Annotated in this window: 12 protein-coding genes; 2 read left to right on the top strand and 10 right to left on the bottom strand. The window is 47.6% G+C overall.

What is annotated here, in order from left to right; translation table 11 throughout:
* Positions 1-34: 34 nt before the first annotated feature.
* From B9Y58_RS14920 to B9Y58_RS09280, 10 genes are all read right to left on the bottom strand, one after another.
* Entirely contained in the window at positions 35-1,279 is a 1,245-nt protein-coding gene (locus tag B9Y58_RS14920; protein WP_073055569.1) for a YecA family protein, read from the bottom strand.
* Between the two features lie 2 nt (positions 1,280-1,281).
* Entirely contained in the window at positions 1,282-2,400 is a 1,119-nt protein-coding gene (locus tag B9Y58_RS09320) for an AAA family ATPase (protein WP_073055570.1), read from the bottom strand.
* A gap of 188 nt (positions 2,401-2,588) precedes the next feature.
* A complete protein-coding gene (locus tag B9Y58_RS09315; RefSeq protein WP_109639734.1) occupies positions 2,589-3,743 on the bottom strand; it encodes an alpha/beta hydrolase in 1,155 nt (384 codons plus the stop codon).
* A gap of 123 nt (positions 3,744-3,866) precedes the next feature.
* On the bottom strand, positions 3,867-4,406 hold the full coding sequence (locus tag B9Y58_RS09310) for a flavodoxin family protein (RefSeq protein WP_072977139.1): 540 nt from the start codon (positions 4,404-4,406) through the stop codon (positions 3,867-3,869).
* 140 nt (positions 4,407-4,546) lie between these two features.
* On the bottom strand, positions 4,547-5,557 hold the full coding sequence (locus B9Y58_RS09305; RefSeq protein WP_073055572.1) for a PDDEXK nuclease domain-containing protein: 1,011 nt from the start codon (positions 5,555-5,557) through the stop codon (positions 4,547-4,549).
* 204 nt (positions 5,558-5,761) lie between these two features.
* A complete protein-coding gene (hsdR, locus tag B9Y58_RS09300) occupies positions 5,762-8,107 on the bottom strand; it encodes an EcoAI/FtnUII family type I restriction enzme subunit R (RefSeq protein WP_073055574.1) in 2,346 nt (781 codons plus the stop codon).
* 41 nt (positions 8,108-8,148) lie between these two features.
* On the bottom strand, positions 8,149-8,502 hold the full coding sequence (locus tag B9Y58_RS09295) for a hypothetical protein (RefSeq protein ID WP_073055576.1): 354 nt from the start codon (positions 8,500-8,502) through the stop codon (positions 8,149-8,151).
* Between the two features lie 24 nt (positions 8,503-8,526).
* Positions 8,527-8,874, bottom strand: a complete 348-nt coding sequence (locus B9Y58_RS09290; RefSeq protein ID WP_073055578.1) for a hypothetical protein — start codon at positions 8,872-8,874, stop codon at positions 8,527-8,529.
* A gap of 1 nt (position 8,875) precedes the next feature.
* Positions 8,876-10,033 (bottom strand): restriction endonuclease subunit S, encoded by a 1,158-nt coding sequence (locus B9Y58_RS09285; RefSeq protein ID WP_073055579.1) that lies wholly within the window; start codon positions 10,031-10,033, stop codon positions 8,876-8,878.
* Between the two features lie 121 nt (positions 10,034-10,154).
* Entirely contained in the window at positions 10,155-11,600 is a 1,446-nt protein-coding gene (locus B9Y58_RS09280) for a class I SAM-dependent DNA methyltransferase (protein WP_073055580.1), read from the bottom strand.
* Positions 11,601-12,407: 807 nt separating this feature from the next.
* Here B9Y58_RS09280 and B9Y58_RS09270 point away from each other — a divergent pair.
* Positions 12,408-13,289 carry a LysR family transcriptional regulator gene (locus tag B9Y58_RS09270; RefSeq protein WP_073055582.1) on the top strand — a complete coding sequence of 294 codons (882 nt, stop codon included), beginning with the start codon at positions 12,408-12,410 and terminating at the stop codon, positions 13,287-13,289.
* A 23-nt stretch (positions 13,290-13,312) separates the two neighbouring features.
* A complete protein-coding gene (locus B9Y58_RS09265; RefSeq protein WP_073055583.1) occupies positions 13,313-13,801 on the top strand; it encodes a GNAT family N-acetyltransferase in 489 nt (162 codons plus the stop codon).
* Positions 13,802-13,899 lie beyond the last annotated feature (98 nt).

Genomic DNA, 13,899 nt, shown 5'->3' with positions numbered 1-13,899 from the left:
AACCAAATCCCAGTAAAATAAGTTTCAACAAACCCTAATTCACCATTTTTCCGCAGCATTTCTTGTACTTGAGGCCACTACCGCAAGGGCAAGGATCATTGCGCCCCACTTTCGGCATCGATCGATCAACAGAAGGATTCTGTTTCAAATCTCGCATTCCAAAGTCACTTTTTTGAGATGGAGACAATTCATTCGAAGTGTTTCCGTAAGTAACCCAAAGCCTAGCCTTATTGTTGAGTTCCATAATAGCACTGATAATAGGCGTAATCTTGTCCATATCAATGCGGGTAAAACCGATTTGCAAACGATACCTTTCAATAATTGCAGTAGGATGTTCCAGCCCTATGCGCAAATCATCCAGGAGGCACAACGCATCAAATTCTGCTGCGGCGGGATTATCCGAATGCTTTTTAAAGTGTTCGCGGATGGTTTTGAATTCCGCAAGATTTTCATTGATATCATCCGTATAGTCAAGCCAATCGTTAAATTCTTCGCTGGTCGGTCTATATGGACGATGGTGTTTACGACTTTCAATAATGTTATCCATCACAACGGGGGTTTCGACACTCCAGTTGCAAAGGCATACTCCATAGTTCGTAAAATAGCGGGTAAACAAGCTGCACTCGTTGATTGCCGCAATTCCTTGACTCTTTGTCAGAGGGTTATCGCTATGATTCACATTCCACTTGCTGATAACCGTTTCGGGATCGCAAATGCCATAAAGGTTGGCGTAAACCTTGCAATAGTCATGGAACCCAGCCATAGACCGTTTTGTTCCATCCACAATTTCAATAAATTCCTCAGGAACAACCAATGTCAAGTTGTCTTCATCCGTTCCGAAAAGGAACATAAACCCAATAGACAAATTCTGTTCCACGAACTTGAACACGCGTTCGTCGATGTTCAGAAAATTGAATTTTGTTGGATAACCTTCCGGGAACATTTCCTTGAAGGGAGACTCACCCGCGTATTCATCAAACATAAGGTCCAAGAACAGCGAATATTCAAATTCACCGGAATACTTGACAAAACTTTTAAATATTTCTGGAATTCGCTTTTTAAGGATTTCGATGTACTCGGCCTTGCGCAATTGTTCTTCGCAAACCTCGTCTTTTTCTAGTTCCGGCGTCGTGCAGAAATGAATATCCTGGACGGAATCCTTTGGGCAAGCATTCAGAAGTTTTGCAAGAGTCTTAGACGGAATCGGTTCTTTGTGGATGCAGTTCGTTTCACGGAGTAAACGGCTACGGTAGTCTTTCGGCAGAGAATTGATGTTCATTTTTAAAACCTTTTAAACCACTTGTTGAATATGGGGTCGCTGATATAGAGACCAGTTTCGCGCTGTTCTACTATATCTCGGTCTATCAGGGCCTTCTTTATTCGGGGAATATTCGATTTAGTCCCGAGGCGATAAGTCTCCAGCACCTCCTGCGACAGGAAACCGTTATGAATTCCCGCGGCAATCGCCCGGAGCATGTTCATCTGGTAACTGGAAAGCCCCTCCGTCTGCTGCATAAAGAGCGCCGCATTCTGGGCGATAAGTTCATTCACGGCGGTATCAATTATTTCAGAAGTAACTTCGCGTTCCGTGTGCAGCATAACCAACCATGCAAGCTGTTGTACGTAAGAAGAATAATTTTCCACTTCGCCACAAATTCTTGAAGCCTGTTCCTTGTCGATACGAAGTCCATGCTTCTTGAACTTATCGCAGATAAAGGGAACCCAATTTTCGGTAGAAATGACACCCAGGTAAATCGCGTCGCCAAACTGATAGAATGGCATGCTCTTGTTCTGGAAGATGTTTGTGAGCAGGTGCTTTTTGCTGCCAAAAAGACAATACGAAACGTTATGCTGCAACTGCCATGCACCGCGAAGCCGTTTCTGGACAGAGAGCGAATCCGGAAACTCGCCAATCTGTTGAAACTCGTCGATGCAAACAACGATGCGTTTCTTTTGCTTTTTCGCAATATTTTCGGCCAATTCCAAAATTTGCTCGGGAGCGTTTTCCTTCGGAGTGATACCCAGCGAAAGCGAAAACTCAGACGTCGGATCCGGCCCCATGCTGATTTTAGGCGAAACCCGGCTCAAAAAATTCTTCGCATTTTGCAGGATAGAATCAATCTTTGACGAAGTCTGCTGCAAAACTGCGGTCGCAAGTTTATTGTAGAAATCGTATTCGCTGCGACAGTCAAAAATGTCCAAATAGACGACTGTGGCCTTTTTCGGATTCACCAAGCGGCCGACATGGCGAACCAGAGATGTCTTGCCGATACGACGATTAGAGATAAGCAAGGTGTTTACCCCGTGCTCAAAATTCGCCTTGAGCCTTTTGGTCTCAGCTTCGCGATCCGTAAAGTTTTCGCCCTCAACCGCATAACCATATATAAAAGCGTCGTTCATGGGAACCTCCGCCGATAATATACATTATTTTTCATCGGTACACAATGTTGTGCACCAAAAAGTACACAAAGTTGTGGTCCACAAGGTTGTGTACCAAGCGTTTGGCTTAAATTCAACAAAAAGCAACCAAGGTCACAATTTGTGACCTTGGACAGCAGCGAGAATCGTCGCGGTTTTGTGTCTTTTGCTTACTTCAAGTTCGCCTTGAAGAATTCGTTCAGCTTTTCGAAGGGGATTTTTTCCAGGTTGTCGTAGAGGTCCACGTGGGAGGCTCCGGGGATAACGAGGAGTTCCTTGTTGCCGACGGTCTTGCTCCAGTTCTTGGTGGCGTCGAGTTTTGCGGGAACGTCCGCCTTCTTGCCGGTCATCTTTTCGAATGCGCCTTCGCCGAAGTAGCGGCTGTGGGCCTTTTCGCCGTGGATGATGAGCACCGGGTTACGGATTTCGTCAGCGTACGCGAGGAGCTTGGTGTTCATGAGCGAAGTGCCTGCGGAGGCGGCCCAGCCCTTGTTGCTGTTGAGGGATCGCTTGTGGTAGCCGCGGGGGGTCTTGTAGTAGGCGTAGTAATCCTTGACAAAGTAAGGTGCGTCGTCCGGGAGCGGGTCCACCACGCCGCCGGCCAGGTCGTAGGTGCCGTTTTTGAAATCCTTGGTGCGCTGGGCCATCAAAGCCTTTCGGGCCTCGTTGCGGGCGTCGGCGTTGTTTGCCGCATCGAAGTAGCCATTTGCGGATACGCGGCTCATGTCGTACATGGTGGATGCAACCGTCGCCTTTACACGGGTATCGATGCCGGCAGCATTAATCGCCATGCCGCCCCAGCCGCAAATGCCGATGATGCCGATTCGTTCCGGGTCAACGTTGTCGCGGGTCGAGAGAAAGTCCACGGACGCCATGAAGTCTTCGGTGTTGATGTCCGGGCTGTTCATGTAGCGCGGCTCGCCGCCCGATTCGCCGGTGAAGCTCGGGTCGAATGCGATGGTCAGGAATCCGCGTTCCGCCATCTGCTGGGCGTATAGGCCGCTGGACTGTTCCTTGACGGCACCGAACGGGCCCGAGATTGCGATGGCGGGGAACTTGCCGTTCACCTTGAGGCTCGTGTCCTTGGGCACGAACATGTCGGCGGCGAGTTCAATGCCAAAGTGGTTCTTGAAAGTGACCTTGGAATGTTCGACCTTGTCGCTCTTGGGGAATACCTTATCCCATTCGGCGGTGAGCGTGAGCTTGTTCATATTTTCTTCCTTTGTCTGTTGTGCTGCAGGAGCAGTTTCTGTTGCGGGGGTGCATGCCATCAGGGTGCATGCGGAAGCCACGGCAAGCGCCGCTTTAAAGAATCTGGATTTCATGATTTATCTCCTATTTAAAAATTCAACTCTTCTTGTCATGTCCGCGCAGGCGGACATCTTAAGATTCTCGCCTTCGCGAGAATGACGAACTGCAATTTCGCCTTTGCGAGAATGACTTTATTGTTAAACTTTCTTTCCCATGGCGAACGCCTTTTTCAGGAGCGCGGAATTCTTCTTGACGTCGCCTGCGCTTTCAGCACCCGTAGCGCAGAGGGCGCCCTTGAGCTTCACGCCGTCGAAACAGGCAATCCACCCGCCAATGCCGCGCTTCGCGATGTTCATGGCCTTCGCGTCGGTGTCGGCGGCAGAAGTGAGCAGGTAAATCTCGCGGAACTTGTAATCGCTGGAATAGAGGGAATTCGCGCGGTCGAGCATCGTCTTGAGCTGGCCGCTCATCTCGTAATAGTAAATCGGTGTTGCGAATACGATGACGTCCGCCGATTCCATCTTCTTGGTGATGGCGGGAGCGTCGTCCTTGATGACGCATTTGCCCTTCTTCTGGCAAGCGAGGCAGCCCATGCAAAAACCGATCTTCTTGCCGCGTAGCGACTCGAATTCCACCTTGTTGCCCGCCTCGGCGGCACCCTTCGCGAACTCCTGCGCCAGGGTTTCGGAGTTGCTCCCCTTGCGCAAGCTGCTGGACAAGACCAATACTTTTTTCATAGGTTCCTCTCGGTTGAAGTCTTTACATGTTCAAATATACCTTCATTTTTCAGATATTGCAAATACTTTGTTTTAATAACTAGATATGCTTGTAAGGCATAGATTTAAATAGCATAAAAAGGCGGGGCATTTTTTAGCATCTACTTCTCTTCGATCAATTCTATCAGCTGTTCCTTGTTGGGTAACACTGTTTGATACTTGCTGGCAAAAATCTGCGAATTGCCTTCGGGCAAAGTGATTTCTACAAGGGAGTCCGACTTTTTCTTGCAAAGAACGATGCCGATAGTGTTATTTTCGTGCGGAAGCTTTACAAAGCGGTCATAGTAGTGCACATACATCTGCATTTGGCCCAAATCCTGATGCGTGAGTTCGCCAATCTTCAGATCCACCAACACAAAGCACTGCAGCAGCCTGTTGTAAAGAACCAGGTCCACAAAGAAATGCTTTTCGTCCAGCGTAATCCGCGACTGCCGCCCCACGAAAGTATACCCCTTTCCCAGTTCAAGCAAAAAAGACTCCAACTTGTCGATGAGCTTGCTTTCCAGTTCGGTTTCCGAATATTCGGACTGTTCCGGCAGTCCCAAGAATTCCAAAATGTAGGGATCCTTGACAATGTCCGCCGGAGACTCCACGATACACCCTTTTTTAGACAGTTCCCTCACCGACTCCTTATCCTTGCTTACAGCGAGCCGTTCATAAAGCGCGGAATCGAACTGCCTTTTGAGTTCCCGCAGGCTCCAATTCGAGTTTTTTGCCTCAATTTCGTAGAATTTCCGTTCGTTGGGATTATCAATACGCATCAGAAACAAGTAATGGGAGTAGCCGAGGGTGAATTCCGCAGACACTGTCTGCGAAATCTCCTTGGAGTAAATCAAGAAAAACTGACGCATTTGCTCCAGGTTTCTCTGCGAAAATCCCTTGCCATAATTCGTGGTAAGTCTGGCAGAAAGATTTTTGAGGACTTCCTTTCCGTATTCCGCGCGGACGCTACCCTTCTGCTCGTTTTCGACAATCGAACGGCCGATTTCGTAATACGTGCGTACCATCGCCGTATTAACGGCAACAGCAACAGACTTACGGTTCTGTTCGAGAATCGACGCAATTTGAGAATAAAGAGCGTCTTCCCTATGATTAGCCACTTTTTTAGCCATATAGCCTCCATTTAGCCGCAAAAAAAACGGCTTGTTAACGTTTGAGGCGTTCTTGCAAAACCGATAAACCGATTTAACGCAAAAACGCACCTCGCCTTAAAACAGCGAGATGCGTTCAGCGGTAATGTATCAAAATCTACCAAAGTTGGCAAGGGGTATAACAAAATTTTACATAACGAGACAGGTTATTTGTATTTCAAAAGTCTACGCTACGTACAACGTTTTCTGAAAATCGGTAAAGAGCTTCTTCAAATCCTTGCCGGTCACGCCCATTTTATCGCAGGCGTCCTTGATGGTGCCGTACTTGAGTTTGACGAGTTCGGGCAACTGGTTCAGCGAGAGTTCATCGACTCCGTTTTCCACATACTGCTGCAAGACAAATTCCATGAAGGGAACTTGCTTTTCGGTTATTTCGTTCAGGATTTCTTCGTGCATCAGGCGGACTCTTTCAGCGCGTTCCATGGGGCTTTTGTTGTAAGCGATGAGTTCCAGCACATCGAGCAGGTCGCATTTTTCGTTCTGCGTCAAGGCCTGCACTTGGCGGAGCCTTTCTTTGCTGAATCCGTTGTCGCTCAAGTTCTGCAGCAACGCTTCGCGGGTTGTGGGATCAGACCAGCGGGCTCGCAAATCCTTACTATCCTTGAAGAACTCCGGAATCTTGCCGAAGAGGATTTTGATAAACTGTTCGAGCGTTATGAGTTCGCCATCGAACATAAATTTTTCTTGCCACTGGGCACGCAAGCGCAAAATATGCCCATCAGAAAGTTTAATTTCAACGCAATTTTTTTCTTTCATGTTTGCGTCGCATGTGCACGGAAGATTGCCGCAGATTTTGCAGGGTTTCGGTTTGCGTGGCCCGCCGCTAGAGCCGTCGCCTCCATCAGGTTTTCCACCATCGGGCGGTTCCGGCGTATCTACAATCGGTTCGCCATCCCACTCGGGGTCGCTAAAGTTCCTGCTCGCACCAACGAAATCGTAAATCGTGAAGAAATACTTTCCGTCGAAAAGTCTTGTACCGCGACCGATAATCTGCTTGAATTCGATGATGTTGTTCACTGGCCGCATCAGCACGATGTTGCGGACGTTCTTGGCATCTACACCGGTCGAAAGCTTTTGCGATGTCGTGAGAATCGTGGGCAACAGTTTTTCGTTGTCCTGGAATGTCTTCAAATCGGCTTCACCCTTGTCGCCATCGTCACTGGTGACTCGCTTGCAGTAATTCACGTTGGGTTTGCGCGAATGCTGGTTTATCATGTCGCGAAGAATAGCGGCATGAGCCTGAGTCGCACCGAACACAATCGTTTTTTCGTCGGGATCAATCTGTTTCAGGAATTCTTCTACCCTAAATTCATCACGGTCGCGAATCTTGATGTTGCCATGATAAAAATCATCTTCGGTGTAAATCTTATTCGGATCTACTTCGCCGCTTTCCACATCGTCATCAGATTCATAAACATAAGTATCAATATTGCTAGAAGAAATCCGGACGCGGTATGGCGTCAAGAAGCCGTCTTCAATTCCCTGCTTCAGCGAATAGACATAGACGGGCTTTCCGAAATACTCGTAAGTATTGGCATTTTCCTTTTTCTTGGGAGTTGCCGTCAGGCCCAAGTGATACGCCCGTTGGAAATAATCGAGGATATCACGCCAGCGGCTTTCGTCATTGGCGGCACCGCGATGGCATTCATCGATGATGACAAGATCAAAAAAATCTTCGGGGTAATTTTCATAAACGAATTTTCCATTCAACGAGGTCATCATCGTCTGGAAAATACTGAAATAGATGCTCGGGCCCTTCGGCACCCCTTTTGCCTTGGCAATGGATTCCGGCGTAATGCGACACATGGCATTTTCGTCAAATTGTCCGAAATCATTGAGGGCCTGATTCGAGAGGATATTGCGGTCGGCAAGGAACAAGATGCGCGGCAAGCGTTCCGTTCCATCGACATTCCATTTCGCCTTGAAGATTTTCCAGCAGATTTGGAAGGCGATATAGGTTTTGCCCGTTCCCGTAGCAAGCGTGAGCAAGATACGGTCCTGCTTTCGGGAAATGGCATCCATGACGTTATTGACGGCGATTTCCTGATAGTAGCGGGGAGACTTGCCGCCATCCCTGTTGAACGGAACTGCATTCAGCTTGTCGCGGAGCGGATTGTTTTCAGGATAAAGTCGTTCCCAGAGTTCCTGCGGTGTCGGGAATGCATCGATAAAGCCTTCCTCACCCGTCTGCATGTCGATTGCCCAGATTTTATCGCCGTTGCAGGAATACGTGAAGCGGATGTTCATGCGTTCCGCATATTCCTTGGCTTGCGGCACACCCTCGCTTACATCGAGTTCATCCTTTTTCGCCTCGACAATGGCAATCTTGATTCCCTTATAAACCAGAAGGTAGTCGATTTTCTTGGGGTTGCGTTCAGCATGGCCGATTCGCCCCGGCGCAATCTCATAAGCGGACTGCTCCGTATAAATGGCGCTGTCCGGCGTCACTTCCCATAAGGCTTCTTTCAGCTTGGGGTCAATCTTCTTTCTTCTGGTATCGGACTCGTTCATAATCTAGTGGGCAGTGGTTAGAGGTTAGGGAACTTTATCAACTAGGTATTTTTCAAAGTCGGATGTCTATAATACACTTTGGAGACCAATTCATGCAGTTCCTTATTAACCGCCAAAGCCTTATCACTATCCTCTTCTATTTTATTCAGAATTGAAGACAGTTGTTCAGTCAGTTCAGCATTCGCCTGAACATTTACCGCAGCATTCACAAGAGACTCTCTAATATTTTTTCGGTTAGTTTCAATATCTTCTTCAATTTTTTTGATATACAGGAAGATTTCCTGAAATTCACCTTGAACATTTTTGATATTTTGTTGTTTATTTACTATAAAGAGCACTATGCCTATAACGACAGAGACCGCTAAGACAATAATAAGAATGGTTGTTCCTTCCATGATTGGTTTCTCCTTGGTTTGATGTTATTTTTCTTGATATAAATGTTTAATTGAAGGGTGATTTATGCATATCAATGCAATTTTTTGCGTCAGATTATCACAGCTGCATTCAACTTGATCAAAGAATTGTTCTTCATCCTTTATCACCTTGGGCAAAAGCGCATCGTTTGATACAGAACGAATTTTTATCATAAAATCAAGAAACTGCTTGCGATGTTCACGTTGAGTGATTTCTGCATAATTTTTTAATTCGGCTATTTTTTCAAGGATTCGATCGAAATCATCCTGAACTTTGTTGACTTTCCTAATGCCCCAAATACTCCATATAATGAATACGGCAAAAAGGATTAGGAATACATCTTCTATCTCCATATCAGTTACCTCCTTGGAAGGTTTGTTTGAGGATTGTTTTTTTGAGTTCGTCGCAGTTGGCGATGATTTGCTTGTAGTTCGCTTCGAGGCGCTTGACGTTTTCGGAAAGTTTATCTAGGCGAGCAACAATTTCTTTTTGGACGGAAAGAGGGGGAAGAGGAATTTGGAAAGATCTTAAGTAATCCAAACCAACAAAACGTTGGGTTGTTCCTTTAGCCTCTTGTTGCATTTTTTCAAGAATAAATGATGAATTAAGAATATACTGTAAAAATTTCGGATTAATCAATGTTGATTTTTTGAAAAGAGCAACATTTTTTATAGCATAACAAGGTTCTTCCGACACAAGGACCGCATTTCCAATTGTTCCTATCATAGCGAATAAAATATCACCAACACAAACTTTACTCCGCTTATTGATAGCCTCATAATCTTCTTTTGAGATATATTTCACATTATCAACATCAATCAAACCATTCTTCAAATTTTTTGAAGTAACTAAAGGATACCCCTCTTTATGGTATTTGGGAGAATCATGAGTTCCATCTCGGACATCACACACATCTCTCATTTTTTTCCATTCCCAGCCGGAGGGCAATTCTGCACAGGATTCTTCGCTACGCTCAGAATGACGTGATAGTGGGTTAAGTTCTTTTTCAAGGGTGGTTTCGAATAGTTCCTTGGCGTTTTTGAGGTTAGTTTCGGCGTTTGTTTTGAGCGTTTCTATTTTTGAGAATTCTTCGTCAAGGAATTTGACTATGCGTTTCTGTTCCGAAAGAGGGGGAATGGGAACTGACAATTCTTTTAATAATCTGTAATGACGGGCGTATCCTAAATTATCAAAGTTCACACTTTTTAGAAAATAGAAGAAAAAGTGAGCATTAAGATAATCTTTCGGGCATAAGATTTTCACACCATCTGCGCCAAGAACAAAATCAAAGTCAATATATTTCAAAACCTTTGTATGGTCTCCAAAAATTACAATCGGCTTTGTTACTTTGAACAAATCAATTCTATCGTTCCAATATCCAGAAATCAAACAATCTTCTTGTGACACAATAGGGAATTCGCCCTCTTGCAAGTAATCTTTGCTAGGGATTTTTGTCGTATACTTGACACGTTCTATACAATCTTCAAATTCTTTCCATTCCCATTTGCTCATAACATTCTCCGGTTGCTTAGACCCATTCGACTTTGTTTATCCCGGACTTGTTCCGGGACTCAGGGTGACACGTTGTTTAACGCTTTGGATTCTATCGCTACGCTCCAGAATGACAAAGTTCTCATATCGACAATTTGGCGAGGATTTTCCTGTTTTCTTCGTCTAAACTCTGCATTTCCTTGATGATGGTTTTGGCGTCGCGGAGTTCGACTTCGGTTTTCTTGTTGGGATTTTTCACCGAGAGATCATATGTTTCGGGGTTCAAATCCTTGACGTTCACGGTCCACGATTTTTCGCTGTCAGTCTTTTTCTTCTGCAACTTCACGAATTCCGCAAGGTCATCTTCGGTAAGCGGGTTCGTCTTGCCCAGGTTGCGGCCAAAGTCCGGCTGGTAGTACCAGATTTTTTCGGTGGGGCGCCCCTTTTCGAAGAAGAGCACCACGGTCTTTACGCCTGCTCCTGTAAACACGCCGCTTGGCAAATCGAGAATCGTGTGCAGGTCGCAGTTTTCCAGGAGTTCCTTGCGCAACATGACCGACGCGTTGTCGGTGTTCGAAAGGAAGGTGTTCTTGATGACGATGCCCGCGCGGCCGCCCGCCTTGAGCAGCTTGACAAAATACTGCATAAAGAGGTAGGCAGTTTCGCTTGTCTTGATGGGAAAATTCTGCTGGACCTCGGCGCGTTCCTTGCCACCGAAGGGCGGGTTCGCGATAATGACGTCTTTCCGCATTTTCTGTTCCACGTTCGCCATGTTTTCGGACAAGGTATTCGTGTGCAAAATGTTCGGGGCGTTCACGCCGTGCAAAATCATGTTCATGATGCCGATGATGTAAGCAAGGCCTTTTTTCTCTTGTCCATAGAAGGTTTTCTTCTGCAAGGTTTCCCTGTCGGCAACACTCTTGACTTTTTGCTTCATGTAGGCGTAGGCTTCGCAAAGGAACCCTGCACTTCCGCAAGCCGGGTCAAGCACGGTCTCGCCGATTTTCGGGTCGATGATGCGGACGATGGTGCGGATAAGCGGACGCGGCGTGTAGTATTCGCCCCCGTTACGGCCTGCGTTGCCCATCCTGCGGATTTTGTCTTCGTACAGGTGGCTCATCTCGTGCTTGTCTTCGCTACTCTGGAAACTCAGCGCGTCGGCATACCACAGGATTTCGCGGAGGTTGTAGCCGCTCGTTATTTTGTTGCGGAGTTCACCGAAGATTTCGCCAATCTTGTATTCCAGCGATTGCGGCGTGGTGGCGGTTTCCTTAAACTTTTTGAGGTAAGGGAACAGCTTGTTGTTCACGAAATCCGTGAGGTCGTCGCCGGTGAGAGCCTTGGCGTGGTCAGGTTCGCCATTCTTTGTTTTCGGGGCGGCCCAGGTGTTCCAGCGGAACTTCTTTTCGATAATCCGTTCGTAGGTTTCGCCCTTGAGTTCGGCTTCTTCTTCGCGCTCGGCTTCGAGGTTGTCCAAGTACTTGAGGAACAGGACCCACGAGGTCTGCTCCACGTAATCCAGTTCGTTGCTGCAACCACCCTCTTTCCAGAGGATGTCATCGATATTGTTAAAAGTCTGCTCAAACATAAGGGCCTCATTTGCTAGCCCTTATACTGGTGCATTCAACTGCAAGCAAAATTCCGCGGTCATTTCGGCAAGCTCAATGACCTTTATCTCGCCCGGCAACCACGCGTTCGCAAAAAAGAAAAAGCGTGGCGTCGAATGCACATACTGAAACCGAGGCTCTGGTAAACCTGTACCACAATAAGTACAAACGACCCACGCCCATTGCTGGACGTGAGTGTTCGCCTTACTCTCGTGATACATTGAAAATTTACCAGATTTTCGGTTTCGAGAATAAGAGCTAACTCAACGTTAAACTCGCGCCCCAAACCGTGAGGAATGGGGCTATGTCAGTGGGAAATATATATAAATATGCGAGAGATGGATTGCCACGGGTTCTACGAACCCTCGCAATGACGTGTATCAAGCCCGGAATGACGTGCGAGGCAAGAGCAGCAGAACCACTTGCGAGTTCTACTGCCGAGCCGAAGCGGTCATGCGCTTGCGCAATGACGAAAAAAAACGGTGACCCCGGCACAGTGGCCGGGGTGACAAATGGAGCGGGAATGACAAAAGCCCGGGGGTTTTAGGGGGCGGAGCCCCTTAGGCGAGGGGGTGCTGGAAGACTTGCCCTAGTTCGGTCTAGATCCTTCGACTACGAGCCTGCGGCTCTTCGCTCAGGATGACACGCTCATGGCTCCAGGGTGACAACAGGGCAAGGCTGCAAGCAGGGGGATTCTTCCCCCACCATCAAATCAATCAGTTATTCCTTTTGGGCTTTATTTTTACGATTTTATACCTGCGGGGCTTGAATTTTATTAGTTTTCGGGTATGGAACTTCGAGTTTTGCGGTATTTTCTGGAGGCAGCGCGGTTGGGGAATGTCTCGCGCGCGGCGGATAATCTTTGCGTGACGCAGCCGACGGTGAGTCGCCAGCTCAAGGAGTTGGAGGAGGAACTGGGCGAGAAGCTTTTCGAGCGCACGAACTATGCGATTCGGCTGACGCCTGCGGGTGAACTCTTGCGGGAGCGTGCGGAGGATATCCTTTCGATGGCCGACAGGACGGTGCAGGATTTCAAGTCGCTGAAGGAAGACGAGGTGGTGGGTGAAATCGCCATTGCCTGCGCGGAATCGCGGAACGTGAACTTTCTTTCGAAGTGCATCGCAATTCTCCGGGACGACTATCCGAAGATTAAGTACAACTTATATTCGGGCGACAGCGAGCGCGCCCTGGAAAAGCTGGACAAGGGCATTTTTGATTTCGCGGTGGTTGTAGATAACGTCGATTTGGAAAAGTACAACTGCCTTGCGGTGCGTTCGGTGGACCGCTGGGGCGTGGTGATGCGTCGTGACGACCCTTTGACCAGGCGGGATTTCATCGAGCCGAAGGACTTGCTCGACAAGCCGCTGCTGGCGTCGCGCCAGGCTATGGTGGCGGATTTGCCTAAATGGTTCGGCGACGATATTTCGAAGCTGAACGTGATTGTGGGGCTGGATCTTTCGTACAACGGTTCGGTGCTTGCCAAAGAGGGCACGGGCTACCTGCTCACTTTCGACGGCCTGGTGGATACGAGCCGCAGTTCGCGTCTGTGCTTCAGGCCGCTCATGCCCGAACTCACCACCAACATGTACATCATTTGGCGGCGGGGCCAGCAGTTCACGCGGGCGGGCGAACTTTTCCTCGACACGCTCCGGCACGTGCTGGGGGAATAAAAAGAAATTAGAGGATTATTCTCATGATTAAAATTGAAGGATACAGTACAAAGTATATCAACGACGCGATTGAAATCTGGAACGACATCGTCGAAGACGGAATCGCGTTCCCTCAGAAAGATGCGCTTGACCCGCAGACGGGTGACGCCTTTTTCAAGTCGCAGTCGTTCACGGGAATCGCTATCGATGCAGATTCCGGCGAAGTGGTCGGGCTGTACATTCTCCACCCGAACAATGTCGGGCGCTGCGGGCATATTTCGAATGCAAGCTATGCGGTCAAGAAGAACAAGCGTGGCCAGCATATCGGCGAATTTCTCGTGAAGGATTGCCTCGCAAAAGCTAAAGAAATCGGTTTCAGGATTTTGCAGTTCAATGCGGTTGTCGCGACAAACACATCAGCCTTAAAACTGTACAAAAAACTCGGTTTTACGCAGCTCGGCGTGATCCCCAAGGGATTTTTGCTCAAAAACGGGAGCTACGAGGACATCATCCCGCACTATATTGAAGTTTAAAACGATTATTTTCGGGAAGCGTTATGGACAATTGCCCAAAATTTATAGCAGACTATCCTGTAAACTCTGCGGAGTTTTTCACGGCGATAACTTACGCC

This window comes from Fibrobacter sp. UWB15 (assembly GCF_900177705.1).
Classification (GTDB): Bacteria; Fibrobacterota; Fibrobacteria; order Fibrobacterales; family Fibrobacteraceae; genus Fibrobacter.
This window is presented reverse-complemented; position numbering and strand designations above follow the sequence as displayed.

Excerpts from the sequence above, each read along its gene's own strand:
- B9Y58_RS14920 (WP_073055569.1), bottom strand. The coding sequence starts at position 1,279 with ATGAACATCAATTCTCTGCCGAAAGACTACCGTAGCCGTTTACTCCGT.
- B9Y58_RS09320 (WP_073055570.1), bottom strand. The coding sequence starts at position 2,400 with ATGAACGACGCTTTTATATATGGTTATGCGGTTGAGGGCGAAAACTTT.
- B9Y58_RS09315 (WP_109639734.1), bottom strand. The coding sequence starts at position 3,743 with ATGAAATCCAGATTCTTTAAAGCGGCGCTTGCCGTGGCTTCCGCATGC.
- B9Y58_RS09310 (WP_072977139.1), bottom strand. The coding sequence starts at position 4,406 with ATGAAAAAAGTATTGGTCTTGTCCAGCAGCTTGCGCAAGGGGAGCAAC.
- B9Y58_RS09305 (WP_073055572.1), bottom strand. The coding sequence starts at position 5,557 with ATGGCTAAAAAAGTGGCTAATCATAGGGAAGACGCTCTTTATTCTCAA.
- hsdR (WP_073055574.1), bottom strand. The coding sequence starts at position 8,107 with ATGAACGAGTCCGATACCAGAAGAAAGAAGATTGACCCCAAGCTGAAA.
- B9Y58_RS09295 (WP_073055576.1), bottom strand. The coding sequence starts at position 8,502 with ATGGAAGGAACAACCATTCTTATTATTGTCTTAGCGGTCTCTGTCGTT.
- B9Y58_RS09290 (WP_073055578.1), bottom strand. The coding sequence starts at position 8,874 with ATGGAGATAGAAGATGTATTCCTAATCCTTTTTGCCGTATTCATTATA.
- B9Y58_RS09285 (WP_073055579.1), bottom strand. The coding sequence starts at position 10,033 with ATGAGCAAATGGGAATGGAAAGAATTTGAAGATTGTATAGAACGTGTC.
- B9Y58_RS09280 (WP_073055580.1), bottom strand. The coding sequence starts at position 11,600 with ATGTTTGAGCAGACTTTTAACAATATCGATGACATCCTCTGGAAAGAG.
- B9Y58_RS09270 (WP_073055582.1), top strand. The coding sequence starts at position 12,408 with ATGGAACTTCGAGTTTTGCGGTATTTTCTGGAGGCAGCGCGGTTGGGG.
- B9Y58_RS09265 (WP_073055583.1), top strand. The coding sequence starts at position 13,313 with ATGATTAAAATTGAAGGATACAGTACAAAGTATATCAACGACGCGATT.